Origin of the sequence: Cohnella fermenti (genome assembly GCF_004801405.1) — a bacterium.
Lineage (GTDB): Bacteria > Bacillota > Bacilli > Paenibacillales > Paenibacillaceae > Cohnella > Cohnella fermenti.
Genome location: NZ_SSOB01000002.1, coordinates 120,222 through 134,276, shown reverse-complemented (window position 1 = coordinate 134,276; position 14,055 = coordinate 120,222). Strand labels below are relative to the sequence as shown.

Sequence of the window (14,055 nt, the reverse complement as noted above, 5' to 3'; positions counted from 1 at the left end):
GCAGCCCCCGTTCCGGTTGACAGTTCGCCGAGGCTGTAACTATACTAAGTACACCTAAGTGCGAAGGAGGGTCCCCCATGGCAATCAGCAGCCGATTCTCGGTCGCGGCGCATATCCTGACATTGATTCATCAGAAGGAAGGCGATCGCTTGACGTCGGAATTCATCGCTTCGAGCGTCAATACGAACCCGGTCGTCATCCGCCGCATTCTCGGCATGCTGAGCAAAGCGGGACTCGTCCGGACGAGCGCCGGCGTCGCCGGGGCGAGGCTTGCGCGCCCGCTCGGAGAGATCACGATGCTCGACGTCTATCGCGCCGTCCAGTCCGAACAGGAGGAGCTGTTCGCGATGCACGAGCACCCGAACCCGGCATGCCCGGTCGGCCGCAACATCCAGGCTTCGCTGGATCATGTCTTCCTGGACGCGCAGCGTGCGATGGAAGCGCAGCTTGCGAGCGTGACGATGGAGCAGCTCAGCCTGGACGTGGCGAGCAGGGCGTAACGAGCGGAATAGGGCGGAATAGGGCGGTTCTCCGCGGCCGTATTACACAATAGAGTGACATCAAGCCCGCCCGACAGCCGTCGGAGCGGGCTTGGCGTTCGGTGCGATGCAGTTCGAAGTCCGGCCCGCCTACCGTCAACGCGCCAACGAATACGAAAAACCGCATTCATTCGGAACAATCGAAGCCATTTGGCCGAATGTATGCTAAATTTCACATAAATGAGGGCTCTCCCGTGCCGCCACCCGCCTATGAATGTGAAAAACCGCATAAAAACGTCATTTTCGACGATAAACGTGACTGCGAATGTGAAAATTCACATAAAACGGGTGATCGAACTGCCCGTCACCGTCCATTGGCCCATCTTTATAATGAAGATGTACCGGATCGAATTGGAGGATGGTGTCCCAATCTCCCCCGTCCTTGTATTGTGCGATGCGATTCTAAGGAAGAGATCCTCCGGCTCTGCCAATTCTTCTCCTCGGGCCAGGCGCATTCCCTCCTCGAATTCATCGGCCGCCTCCTGGATCGTAACTATCTTGCCATTCGGATAAGTAAATTCCGTATCTCCGGGCAGCTCGACGTGTTTACCGGGAATGCGCTCAATATCCTTGAATCGCCCCATGCCGATCCCCCATGTCACAATCGTGTCCTTACCGGTCATCAGAGTGGTAGTGGCTCCCGCCCCGGATTTCTTATGATGAGATCAAGAAGTTCACCATCCGATCCATCACTAGAGAGGGGTATTCCTAATGTCTATCGAGATCAAGTCCATGAGCAAGACGAGCACGATGAGCAAAATGAGCAAGAAAATCGCGCTCCCGCTCGGAGTCGTGCTCGCCGGTTCGCTGGTGCTGACGGCTTGCGGAAGCAGCGACAACGGCAACAACGGGGCGGCCGCTCCGTCCTCCAGCTCGCCGGCCAGCGAGTCTCCGGCGGCAAGCCCGAGCGCGAGCGAATCCGCTGCGGCAAGCCCGTCCGCCGAGGCCAACATGCCGGAGAAGCCGGCCGAGCTGACGATCTGGCCGGACGACAACGCGGATAAGCTCGACGTCATCAAGGGCTTCGCCGACAAGTACACCGAGAAGACGGGCATCAAGATCAACATCCGCCCGGTGCCGATGAACGATCAGCCGGACACGCTGTCGCTCGACGGCCCGGCGGGCAAGGGGCCGGACCTGTTCTACCAGCCGGGCATCGGCGCTCTCGTCGTGAAGGGGCTCGTCCAGCCGCTGAACGCGACTGAGGACGTGCTCTCGTCCTACACGCCGGAAGCGCTGGCCGCATTGAGCCAGGACGGCACGCTGTACGGCCTCCCGGCCGTCACGGAGACGTACGCGCTCTTCTATAACAAGAAGCTCGTTCCGCAAGCGCCCGCCACCATCGCCGATCTGGAGAAGATCATGCAAGAGCAAACGGACGCGAAGAAGCAGAAGTACGGCTTCCTGTTCGAAGCGACGAACTTCTACTACGCCTGGTCGCTGATGGGCGGCAACGGCGGCTACATCTTCAAGGACAACGACGGCAAGTTCGACGTGAACGACATCGGCCTGAACAAGGAAGGCGCGGTCGCCGGCGGCAAGCTGATCCAGAGCTGGGTCGAGAAGGGCTACATTCCGAAGGACGTGAACGGCGATATCGTCGGCGGATTGTTCACCGCAGGACAGGTTGGCGCGGTCATTAACGGACCGTGGGCGGTGCAGGACTATATGAACCAGCTTGGCGACGACCTCGCGGTCGCTCCGCTGCCGACGCTCGATAACGGCAACCACCCGACCTCGTTCATCGGCGTCAAGGGCTGGATGCTCTCCAAGTTCTCGAAGAGCCCCGAATGGGCGGCCGACTTCGCGGCGTTCCTCACGAACGAAGAGAACTCGCTCGAATACTTCAAGCAGACGGGCGAGACGCCTCCGGTCAAGAACGTGCTCAACAACCCGGTTCTGACGGACGATCCGATCGTCGCCGGCTTCTCGCAGCAGATCCAATACGGCATTCCGTTCCCGACCGTGCCGGAGCTCGATCATGTGTGGGACCCGATGGCGAACGCGCTCAAGTTCATCGTCGACAAGCAGGACGTTCAGGCGTCGCTCGACGACGCGGTCAAGCAAGTGCAGGACAAGATGAAGATGGCGGGCGCGAACTGAACAGCAAGAAGCTAATCGGCAAGAAGAAGGAGAAGGGGCTGATCGCCGATCGCCGTCCCTTCTCCTTCTGCCTAAGGAAGGTGGAACACGCATGACAACCGAACATCCCTCGGCCCGGGCGGCCGATCACGAAGCCAGCGCCAACCCAGGCATCGCTCCTGGTATCCACGCCAGCCTCGACACCAGCGCCCGCCCTGGCACCAGCGCCAGCCCGGGCATCGTCCCCGGCACCAACACCGCTGCCGCCGCGAACCCGCGAGCCGCCGCCTGGCTGTCCGTCGTCCCCGGTCTCGGCCAGTTTTACAACCATAGATGGATCAAGGGGAGCATCCTCCTCCTTCTCGCGCTCCTCTTCGCCATAGCGATGACGGCGCCTCTGATCAACGGCATCTGGGGCCTCATTACGCTGGGGGACAACCCGGAGACCGACGACTCCCGCACGCTGCTCGTTCAGGGCATCCTGTCCGCCATCGTGATCGTCATTCTGGCGATCGCCTACGGGCTCAACATCAAGGATGCCCACCGGGACGCGGTCCGGCGCCGGGAAGGCTTCGCCATCCCGTCCGTCCGCAAGGCGTTCCACGACAGCTGGGAGCACGGCTTCCCGTATTTCATCGTCGTTCCGACGTTCCTCCTGCTGACGATGATCGTGATTTTCCCGCTGCTGTTCATGGTGCTCCTCGCGTTCACGAACTACAACCTGTACAACTCGCCGCCCGCGCACCTGCTCGATTGGGTCGGCTTCGACAACTTCATCGCGCTGTTCACCGAATCGATCTGGTCGCGCAGCCTGCTCGCCGTCATGGCCTGGACCGTCGTCTGGACGCTTGTCGCCACGTCGCTGCAGATCGCGCTCGCGTTCTTCCTCGCGATGATCGTGAACGACTCCCGCGTCCGCTTCAAGCGGTTCATCCGAACCGTCTTCATCCTGCCGTGGGCCGTGCCCTCGTTCATGACGGTGCTCGTCTTCGCGGCCATGTTCAACGACACGTTCGGCACGATCAACCGCGACATCCTGTCCGTCTTCAACGTCTCGGTGCCGTGGCTGACCGACCCGACGTGGGCGCGCATCGCGATTATTCTGGTGCAGGTGTGGCTGGGCTTCCCTTACGTGTTCACGCTCGTGACCGGCGTCCTGCAGAGCATCTCCAAGGACTGGTACGAGGCGGCGGACGTCGACGGCGGCACCCGCCTCGCGAAGTTCCGCTACATCACGATGCCGCACGTCCTGTTCGCCACCGCACCGCTGCTCATCATGCAATATGCGTACAACTTCAACAACTTCAACATCATCTATCTTTTCAACAAGGGCGGACCTCCCGTTCCGGGACAGAGCTCGGGCGCGACCGACATTATGATCTCCTGGGTGTACGGCCTGACCTTCGACCAGAACAATTACAAGATGGCCGCCGCGATCTCTATCATCATGGGGCTCGTCGTCGCGTTCTTCGCGTTCTACCAGTTCCGCAGATCCCGTTCGTTCCGAGAGGAGGGCATGTACTAGCATGAAGCGCTCCCTAAAGTCTAATCGGAAGTCCAACCTCGAAGTGGCCGGCATCTACCTGATCGTCCTGGTCATGTTCGTCGTCATCCTGTACCCGCTGCTGTGGGCGGTCGGCATCTCGCTTAATCCGGGGACGAGCATGTTCAGCGCCAAGCTGATTCCGGACAATTGGTCGACGGACAACTACAATTGGCTGTTCAACGACCCGCGAAGCGATTACAAGCTCTGGTACAAGAACACGCTGATCGTCGCCTCGTTCAACGCGCTGGCGTCGGTATTCATGGTCGGGCTGACCGCGTTCGTCTTCTCCCGCTACCACTTCGTCGGCCGCAAGAACACGATTTATGCGACTCTTCTTATGCAGGTTTTTCCCGTGCTGATGGGGATGGTCGCGATCTATCTGCTTCTTAATCTCGTCGGGCTGCTCGACACGTTCACCGGGCTTGTCATCTTCTACACCGTGGGCGGCCTGCCGATGAACATCTTCCTGGTCAAGGGGTACATGGACACGATTCCGCGCGACCTCGACGAATCCGCGAAGATGGACGGGGCCGGGCACCTGCGCATTCTGACCCGCATTCTGCTGCCGCTGATCGCGCCGATTCTGGCGGTTGTGGCGCTGTTCACCTTCATGGCGCCGTTCATGGACTTCCTGACCCCGCGCATCATTCTTCGGTCTCCGGAGAAGTACACGGTGGCGCTCGGCTTGTTCAGCTTCATCAACGATAAGATGGGCAACAACTTCACGAGATTCGCGGCGGGCACCATTCTGATCGCTCTCCCGATCTCGACCGTATTCCTGTTCCTGCAGCGCTACCTGATCTCCGGATTGGCGGAAGGCGGCACCAAGGGATAATCGGACATCAGGCAGGAGGTTATTTAACGGTGGAAAATAGTTCTGCAATTCACCCGGATCAATACGTCGGCGGAGGAACGGGAGGCGGGAGTTGGCGCGATATTGGCGGGTTGAAGCGATTCTTCGAGGAGTCCTCGGTCTATCGGCTGGAATGCGAGGGCGGCACGGTGCTGATCTCGTTCCGTACGGATCGCATCGTGCGCGTCGTCTGGAACCCGTCCGGCGAACCGGACCTTGGGCTTAACGCGAGCCTGCTGGAGCCGGCGCAGGAGGGTCCGGGCCGCATTCTCGCGGAGGTGAAGGAGCGGGAGATCTGGCTCAGCTCCTCGCAGCTCAAGGTCGTGATCCGCAAGGCGCCGCTGCGGCTCATCTTCTTCGACGCTTCCGGTAGGGAGCTCGTCTCCGAAGGGGAACGCGGGATGATGGCCAGCGGGAAGGGCGAGGTGCTCTGCGTCAAGAAGACCGGGGAGGCGGACCGCTTCTACGGCTTCGGCGAGAAGTCGGGCTTCCTGGACAAGCGAGGCGAGCGATTCGGCATGTGGAACACGGACGTCTACGCTCCCCACAACCCGGATACAGACGAGCTGTACGTGTCCATCCCGTTCTATCTGACGCTGCGGGAGGGGACGGCCCACGGGCTGTTCTTCTTCAACACGTTCCGCTCCGCGTTCGACCTTCGGGGAGAGGAAGAGCATTCGTTCCGGGCGGCGGGCGGCCAGCTCGATTACTTCGTGATGGCGGGACCGACGGCGAAGGACGTGCTTGCCCAGTATACGTCGCTCACGGGACGCGCTCCGATTCCTCCGCGCTGGGCGCTCGGCTACCATCAGTCCCGGTACTCGTACGAGACGGAGGCGGAGGTTCGCGAGCTGGCCGCGACCTTCAAGGAGAAGGGCATTCCGCTCGACGTCGTTCACCTGGATATCCATTACATGTACGGGTATCGGGTGTTTACGTTCGACCAGGGCCGCTTCCCGGACCCGCGGGGCTTGATCGAAGAGCTGAGAGAGCAGGGGATTCGCGTCGTGCCGATCGTCGATCCGGGCGTCAAGGCGGACCCCGAATACCAAGTGTTCCGCGAGGGCGTGAGGGAGGGCATGTTCTGCGGCTACCTGGACGGGCAGTTGTTCTACGGGCAGGTGTGGCCGGAGCGAAGCGCCTTCCCGGACTTCACGGACGGCAAGGTGCGCGAATGGTGGGGAGACCTGCACTCGTTCTATACGGAGCTCGGCATCGAGGGCATCTGGAACGACATGAACGAGCCTTCCGTGTTCAACGAGTCGAAGACGATGGACCTGGACGTCGTGCACGCGAACGACGGGCGTCCGGCAACGCATCGCGAGCTGCACAATGTGTACGGCTATCACATGTCGGCGGCGACGTACTCGGGGATGAAGCGGGGGCTGGAGGGACGCCGCCCGTTCGTGCTCACGCGGGCGGGCTATGCGGGCATTCAGAAGCACGCGGCCGTCTGGACGGGCGACAACCGCAGCTTCTGGGAGCACCTCGAGATGAGCGTGCCGATGTGCCTCAACCTGGGGCTGTCGGGCGTGCCGCTGTGCGGCGCAGATGTCGGCGGCTTCTCGAACGACTCGAATCCGGAGCTGCTCGCAAGGTGGACGCAGCTCGGCGCGTTCCTGCCGTTCTTCCGCAACCATAGCGAGATGAAGGCGATCCGGCAGGAGCCGTGGGTTTTCGGGGAGGGGACGGAGGAAGTCGCTCGCAAGTACATCCGGCTGCGCTACCGGTGGCTTCCTTACCTGTACTCGTTATTTAAGGAGGCTAACGATAGCGGAGTGCCGGTCGTGCGGCCGCTGTTCCTCGAGTTCCCGAAGGACGCCGAGACGTACGCGATCTCCGACCAGTTCCTGCTCGGACCGTCGGTGCTGGTCGCTCCGGTGGCAAGGCCGCATGCGCGGCGGAGGATGGTTTACCTGCCCGCGGGCGGCTGGGTGAACTATTGGACGGAGGAGCGAGTCGAGGGCGGGAGGCATGTCGTAGTCGACGCTCCGCTGGATACGATTCCGCTGTTCGTTCGGGAAGGAGCCGTGCTGCCGCTGGCAGCTGCGGATCGGCTGTCCGCCTCGGAGCGGGTGGAGGAGCTGGAGCTGCACGTGTACCCGCCCGCCATCGGCGAGAGCTCGGAGTTTACGCTGTATGAGGATGACGGCACGACGTTCGGATATGAGGCCGGAGCCTGCTATTCGGAGCGCGTAAGCGTCAGGAGATCGGCTCCGGGACAACTGGAGATCGCGAGCCGGGTCGAACGGGACGGGTATTCTCCGGATTGGGGAGGTCGGAAGCTGGTCGTTCACGGGGAAGCGGCCGAGAGGCTGGACGTGATTTTTAACGGCAAGAAGGTCGCTAATTGTTATTCCTATTAATAATTAACCATAGGAAGGGAAGAAGACGAATGGCTCTGATTCGCAAGCTTATCGCAAGCGTATTGGCACTCGTCCTGCTGTCTCCGCTGGGGACGTTCGCGTCTGTCTCGGCGGCGGGAGATTCAACCGACGAAGGCGTCTCGTCCGGGGGATCGACCGGAGGATCGGCAGCGGCTTACGTCCGGATCAAGAATCAATGGCAAGGCGTTTATCTGTACGAGGACGCTTCCGGCAAGGTCGCGTACGGCTACATGGCCGTCGAGGACCCGGCGGCGCAATGGCTGTTCGAGGAGGCGGGCAGCGGCCTGCAGACGATTCGTAACCGGGCGTCGGGCCATTACCTCAACATGGCCAGCGTTGTGCCGAGCGACAAGATTACGTCTCCGCTTGAGAGCACGACGATTACGCCCGGGCTGTCGACGGCGCTCTGGAAGGTGCAGGAGGCGGAGCCCGGCTATGTGAACGTGATCAGCTCGGATTATGCGAACCGCGTGCTGAATATTCAGACGCTGGACGGGTACGGGCATGTCAATGACTGGGCGCAGGCGGCATGGGGCAGCGCCCAGTGGCAGCTTGAGCCGGCGAGCGAGCTGGCTCCGGTGCGGATCACGGATCAGTGGCACGGCGACTATCTGTACGAAGAGGACGGCATCGTGAAGGTCGGGCAACCGGCCATGACCGACTTGTCGTCCCAGTGGTTCGCCGTTGATGCCGGGGACGGGAAGAAGCGGCTTCAGAACCGGGCGACGGGGCACTTCATTAATGTCGCTAATATAATCGCTTCCGATGACAAAACGATTCCGATCCCGGCGACGGAGCTGGACGAGGAGGCCGTAACCGAGTGGACGCTGACGGCAGCGGGGGAGGACCCTAACGTTGTCGTGCTGACCGCCCAGGCCGACCCGGCCTTCGTGCTGAATGTGCAAGTCCAGGACGGTCTTGCGCATTGGAACAACTGGGCGCAGCCGGGCTGGGGAAGCGCGCAGTGGAGGCTTGAACCGGCGTCCGACACGATGCCGATCCGGCTGAAGGACCAATGGCAGGGCAACTACCTGTATGAGCAGGGAGGGGTCGTTGCTTACGGGACGCCGGCGGCGACGGAGCGGAGCTCGCAATGGCTCGTGGAGAACGGCGCGTCGGGCACGACGATCCGCAATCTGAACTCCGGCGGCTACATCCGGGCGGTGCCGGGAGACGCGGCGGTCAGCGTCGGCGGCGCGGCGTACGGCGATGCGGCTTGGACGATGGCGGCCGCGTTGAACGACGCGGGCGGCTCGGTGAGCGGCTATTATACGTTCGCCGTTCCGGGAGCCGAAGGCGCTCTGCTCAACGTGCAGGCTCAGGACGGCTTCGGTCATGCGAACAACTGGGCGCAGCCCACCTGGGGCAGCGCGCAGTGGAAGCTGGAGGACCCGAACGCGGAGCCGGAGTCCGAGAACCCGGAGCCGTCCTACATCCGGATTCGCAACTCCTGGCTGCAACTCTATCTGTATGAACAGGACGGCATCGTGAAGTACGGCAACGCGTCTTCGGGGGATCAGGCCGCTCAGTGGCAGCTTGTCGACGCGGGCGAGGGCAAGACGCGCATCCAGAATCGGGCGACCGGGCATTATGTGACGCTCGAAGGCGTGGAAGGCTCGCGCGCGGCCGTCCGGGCGGATGAGCTGGACGAAGGCTCGACTTCGGGCAATTGGGTGGTCGTCGACTATCAGGGTCTCAAGCTGATTCGTTCGGCCGGGGATCGCGCTGCGGAAGAGAGCGCGCAATCGTACTTGAACGTGGAGAACAAGCTGAAGTCGCTTCAATACGGAATCGTGCCGAGAGACTGGGGAAGTCCGAAGTGGGAGTTCCTTGACGTCACGGCGGATACGGGCAGTTACGTTCGGCTGAAGAACAGCTATCGCGGTTCGTACCTGTACGAAGAGAACGGCATCGTCAAGGACGGTCAGCCGGACGAACTGGACGCCGCTTCCCATTGGCTGCTGACTCCAGGCGAGCAGGGGACGGTCATCGTCAACCGGGCGACCGGCCACTTCGTCACGGTCGAGAACGTGGAGAGCTACGAGGATGCGCTGGAGAGCCTGGACATCGACCCGACATGGGGCAGCGTTCAATGGACGGTGGAGGACGTGGACGGCTCGGCGGCCAAGGTGCTGCGCAACGTCTGGAAGACCGATGTCCTGATCCATGACGAGGACAACAAGGGCTTCGCGCAGGCGAGCGATATTCCGGCGAACTGGGGCAGTGCGCAATGGCTGCTCGAACAGGCGCCGGAGCTGCCGGTCGAATTGCCGGAGGGGTACGTTCGGCTTCAGAATCGGCAGACCGGCCAATACCTGTACGAGAACGGTCGCCAGGTCGTGCTGTACGGGACGCCGGACGAGACGAACTCGGCCTCGCATTGGAGCTTCGAGAGCAAGGAGGACGGGACGACTCTCATTGTGAATCGGGCGACCGGGCACTACTTCTCGGTGGAGACCGGCCGAGCTTATGCGGAGACGAGCGTGTCGGAGGATGAAGCGACAGCCGCATGGAAGCTCGAACCGTCTGCCGTCTCCGGCTATTACCTGCTTCGCAATGCGTCGGAGGGGCATAGCGATGAATACGTCCATCTGATCGACGGCCTCGGCTTCGCGCAGGTGGAGCTGAGATCCGTCGAGAACGAAGCGGCACAATGGAAGCTGGAGGCCGCTCCGGAGGAAGCTGTTCCGCCGACCGGCGAGACGGACGACACGAACGGCGCGACTGCGGCTCTGCAAGAGCCGAACGCTATCCGTATCGCGAACGAACAGACCGGCGAGCTGCTCGTCATGACGGGAACGGCCGTGACGGATGGATCTCCGTTGTCGCCGGATGCCTCCTCGATATGGACGGTCGAGAGCTACAACGGCCATAAGAGGTTCAAGAACAAGCTGACGGGGCTCTATCTCTCGCTTGATGAAGGAAGCGGCGTCCTGTTCGGCTCCGCAGCGGCGGGAGAGCTGGCCGCCCAGTGGGACACGGCGGACGTTCTCGGCTGCAAGACGATCCGCAGCGCGGCCGACGAAGCGTTCGCGATTGTTGGCGGCGAGGGCGGCTCGGATCGCTGGACGTTCGTGCCGGTGACGGGAACGGCGAACTATTCGGCCGCCATCGCCTTCGGAACCGGCGGCGTGGAGGTGCCGGCCGAATCCGGCGGCTACGCGACCGGCTTTGCGGCGGAAGGAGCGAGCCTGCTCTGGTCGGTGCACGCCGAGGAGGCTCGTGCTTACGAGGCGTCGCTCGTGTATCGCAATGATGCGGTGTCGACAGGCCGCTTGGGCCTCTACGTGAACGGCGTGAAGGCGCGGGTCGTTCCGCTCGCCTCCACGGGAGAAGCGGGCGGAGCCGTCCGGTTTAAGCTGACGCTCCGTGCAGGCTTCAACACCGTCTCTCTGCGCTACGAGGATGAGAGCGGGACCGAGCTTGGCATCGGCGCGCTGAAGCTCGCGAACGCGACCAAGGCGGACGCCCGCGGAGCGACCGTCCCCTACGTCGCTTACGAGTTGGAGGATGCGGCTGCGAATGGCAGCCTGATCGGTCCGGGGCGCGACTATGGCACGATCGCGGCGGAGTCGTCCGGCCGCAAGGCGGTGCGGCTCGACGAGGAAGGCCAGTACGTCGAGTTCAAGGCCGCGGAAGCGGCGAACGCCTTGACGCTGCGCTATGTCCTTCCGGACAGCGCGGACGGCGCCGGGCTGACGGAGACGCTGAGCCTGTACGTGAATGGCGTGAAGAAGCAGTCGCTGGAGCTAAGCTCCGAGCACAGTTGGGTATACGGCAAGTATCCGTATACGAACAACCCGGCCGACGGCGACGCTCATCGCTTCTACGATGAGTCCCACTTCATGGTCGGCGCGATCCCGGCCGGCGCGACGGTTCGCCTGCAGCGCGATGCGGGAGACGATGCCGCGTATTACGTGCTGGACCTGGCCGAGCTTGAGCAGGCTCCAGGCGCATATGCGATGCCGGCCGGCTATCGGTCCGTCGTCTCGTATGGGGCCGTGCCGAACGACGGCAAGGACGACAGCGCGGCGTTCCGTGCCGCGATCGCGGCGGCAAGCGCGGGCGGCTTCGGCCTCTGGGTGCCGCAGGGCAGCTTCGATCTGAGTGGAGGCCCGCTCGAAGTGGCCGACGTGACGATCCGCGGCGCGGGCATGTGGCATACCGAGCTGCGAGGAGCAGGCTTCATGGGCGTCGGCTCGAACGTTCAGGTGTATGACTTGCTCGTTGATGTCGGCGCAACCGGCCGTCACGATGCCGAGAAGGAAGCCGGCTTCGACGGCGCCTTCGGCACCGGCTCGACGATCCAGAACGTCTGGATCGAGCATGCCAAGGCCGGCATCTGGATGACGCTGAGCGACGATCTGACCTTGAACACGGACGGCCTCTACATCGGAGGAGTTCGCGTGCGCAACACGTACGCCGACGGCATTCACTTATCCACGGGAACCCGCAATACCGTCGTCGAGCAATCCGTCCTCCGCAACACGGGAGACGATGCGATTGCGCTCTGGTCCGACTTGCGCGACGGGGCGACGGCGGAGCAATCGCAGACGCGGAACAACCGAATTCGCTTCAATACCGTCCAGCTTCCGTACTTGGCCGATAATGTCGCTGTTTTCGGAGGGGCGGATAATCAAGTAACGGACAACATCCTGGTCGACACAGTAGGCTTCGGAGCGGGAATCGCTGTATCGACCCGATTCGATCCGGTGCCGTTCGGCGGCACGACCCGCGTCGAGCGCAACACGCTGCTGCGCACGGGCGGGCACGAAGCAAGCTGGAACCAGGACTTCGGCGCCGTCTGGCTGTTCGTCGAGAACGTTCCGATGGATGCCGACATCGTAATCCAGAACAACGAAGCGATCGACAGCACGTTCCAGGGGCTGTACATCAGCGGTCCGAACACAATAAGCAACACCGGGGAGCACCACGTTCTTATTCGCAACTATGTGATCGACGGAACCGGCACGTGGGGCATCAACGTCGCGGCGGGCGTGAGCGGCGGTGTCCAACTGGAGAACGTCCTCATCCGTGACGCGAAGGTCGGACGCTTGTTCAGCACGGTGGGCGATTCCTTCGAGCTTGCCCTGGCCGAGCCGCAGCCGGTGGAGGGCGAAGGCGCCGTCGACGCGGTGGATACGGACAATGGAGCGCTCGAAGGCGTCGAGCTCCCCGAGGAGAGCGTTAGCCCGCCCGTCTACACCGGCGGAGATTCCTCTTCCGGCGACGGAGCGGACGACTCTTCGGACGATTCCTCCCTCGAGAAGCAAGCCGCCGAAGGCGACAAGAAGCTGGCCGATGCGCTGGCTTCGGGAGCGGCTGCGATCGAGCTGTCCGGCGCCGAAGGCTCCGGCGAAGCGGCGGCCGTCTTCAGCGCCGAAGCGCTGCGGGAAGCGGCGAAGCGGCAGCCGAACGTCAGGCTTGTCGTGCGGCTGGACAGCGCAAGCTACGGGCTGACGCTCGGCCAGGCGGCCGCCTTGCTGGGAGAGCGCGGCGACGGCGCCTACCTGGAGCTGGCGATCCGCGCCGTGGACCAAGCGACGGCGACGAAGCTGAGCGAGGACGCGGGCCGAAGCGGTGTATCCCTGATCGAAGGCGGAACATTCCGGTTCGACGCCGCCATCCGCACGGCCGACACCTCCGAATCGCTCTCCGGCTTCGGCCGGACGTTCGTCGACCGGCAGATCACGCTCGAGCGGTCGGTCGATGCCGCCTCGACGACGGTCCTTCTGTATGACCCGGCGACCGGGCAGCTCCGCTACGTCCCGGCGCTCTTCGAGCGTACGGACGACGGCCGGACGATCGTGACGATTCGCAGCATGGAGACGGGCATCTTCGTCCTGGCGTCGTCGAGTCGAACGCTGTCCGATCTGCAGGGGCATTGGGCGGAGAAGGATCTCCGGCAGCTCGCGAACAAGCGGATCGCGAACGGCGACGGAGACGGCCGCTTCTCGCCGAACCGGCCGATGACCCGCGCCGAATTCACGGCGCTGCTCGTCCGCTCGCTCGGCCTGAACGGCGGCTCGGGCGAGTCCGGTTCTTCCTCCGGCTTTAACGACGTGGCGCCGGGAGCCTGGTACGCAAGAGAAGCGAACCTCGCCGCGGAGTTCGGCCTCGTCCAAGGCGACGCGGATGGCGGCTTCCGTCCGGGAGACGAGATCACCCGCGAGCAGATGGCGGTTCTGCTGGCCCGCGCGATGGAGCTGGTACGGCAATCGCTGCCGGCCGCAGGCTCCGCTGGCAGCGGTGCGACATCCGCCGGCACCGCAGCCGCAGGCGACCTGTCCGCCTTCGCCGACGCCGGCGAGACCAGCCCATGGGCGGCGGACGCGCTCAACCGGCTCCTGGCCGAAGGCATCCTGAGCGGCACCTCGGCCGACGCGCTCTCGCCGCAGGGCATCGCGACCCGCGCCGAAGGAGCGGTCCTGCTGGCCCGAATGCTGCAAGCGTTGAAGCTGCTCTAACCTGACTTAATCTCATCTTACCGCGAACGGCGGCGCCGGAGAGGTTTTCTCTGGCGCCGCCGTTCGGCATGTCCAATGACTTTGGTGGTTTTATATGAAATTTCACATTCGTCGGCCTGATTTGGCGGGAATCGGAGCGTTTTATACGGTTTTTAGCATATATCCGGCACCTTGGGGGCGG

The 14,055-nt window shown here is 63.0% G+C and carries 7 protein-coding genes; 6 read left to right on the top strand and 1 reads right to left on the bottom strand.

The genetic code is table 11. From position 1 onward, the window contains the following. The first annotated feature begins 77 nt into the window (after positions 1-77). The gene (locus E6C55_RS02185) at positions 78-500 is read left to right on the top strand and encodes an Rrf2 family transcriptional regulator (protein ID WP_136368136.1); all 423 of its coding nucleotides are present in this window, start codon (positions 78-80) and stop codon (positions 498-500) included. Positions 501-814: 314 nt separating this feature from the next. Here the strand turns inward: E6C55_RS02185 and E6C55_RS02180 are convergent, their stop codons facing one another. Next, complete coding sequence (locus tag E6C55_RS02180) at positions 815-1,162, bottom strand: hypothetical protein (protein WP_136368135.1); 348 nt, start codon at positions 1,160-1,162, stop codon at positions 815-817. Between the two features lie 88 nt (positions 1,163-1,250). Here E6C55_RS02180 and E6C55_RS02175 point away from each other — a divergent pair, with 88 nt between their 5' ends. From E6C55_RS02175 to E6C55_RS02155, 5 genes are all read left to right on the top strand, one after another. Beyond that, the gene (locus E6C55_RS02175) at positions 1,251-2,642 is read left to right on the top strand and encodes an extracellular solute-binding protein (protein WP_230986481.1); all 1,392 of its coding nucleotides are present in this window, start codon (positions 1,251-1,253) and stop codon (positions 2,640-2,642) included. A 91-nt stretch (positions 2,643-2,733) separates the two neighbouring features. After that, the gene (locus tag E6C55_RS02170) at positions 2,734-4,146 is read left to right on the top strand and encodes a sugar ABC transporter permease (RefSeq protein ID WP_136368134.1); all 1,413 of its coding nucleotides are present in this window, start codon (positions 2,734-2,736) and stop codon (positions 4,144-4,146) included. Between the two features lies 1 nt (position 4,147). Next, positions 4,148-5,002: a sugar ABC transporter permease gene (locus E6C55_RS02165; RefSeq protein ID WP_136368133.1), complete on the top strand. Its 855-nt coding sequence runs from the start codon at positions 4,148-4,150 to the stop codon at positions 5,000-5,002. Between the two features lie 29 nt (positions 5,003-5,031). Beyond that, entirely contained in the window at positions 5,032-7,386 is a 2,355-nt protein-coding gene (locus E6C55_RS02160; protein WP_230986480.1) for a glycoside hydrolase family 31 protein, read from the top strand. Positions 7,387-7,415: 29 nt separating this feature from the next. Continuing rightward, positions 7,416-13,874, top strand: coding sequence for an RICIN domain-containing protein (locus tag E6C55_RS02155; protein WP_136368132.1), 6,459 nt, complete (start codon positions 7,416-7,418; stop codon positions 13,872-13,874). Positions 13,875-14,055 lie beyond the last annotated feature (181 nt).

Bases quoted from the DNA above. Each gene is read 5' to 3' on its own strand.
- E6C55_RS02185 (WP_136368136.1), top strand. From the start codon at position 78: ATGGCAATCAGCAGCCGATTCTCGGTCGCGGCGCATATCCTGACATTG.
- E6C55_RS02180 (WP_136368135.1), bottom strand. From the start codon at position 1,162: ATGACCGGTAAGGACACGATTGTGACATGGGGGATCGGCATGGGGCGA.
- E6C55_RS02175 (WP_230986481.1), top strand. From the start codon at position 1,251: ATGTCTATCGAGATCAAGTCCATGAGCAAGACGAGCACGATGAGCAAA.
- E6C55_RS02170 (WP_136368134.1), top strand. From the start codon at position 2,734: ATGACAACCGAACATCCCTCGGCCCGGGCGGCCGATCACGAAGCCAGC.
- E6C55_RS02165 (WP_136368133.1), top strand. From the start codon at position 4,148: ATGAAGCGCTCCCTAAAGTCTAATCGGAAGTCCAACCTCGAAGTGGCC.
- E6C55_RS02155 (WP_136368132.1), top strand. From the start codon at position 7,416: ATGGCTCTGATTCGCAAGCTTATCGCAAGCGTATTGGCACTCGTCCTG.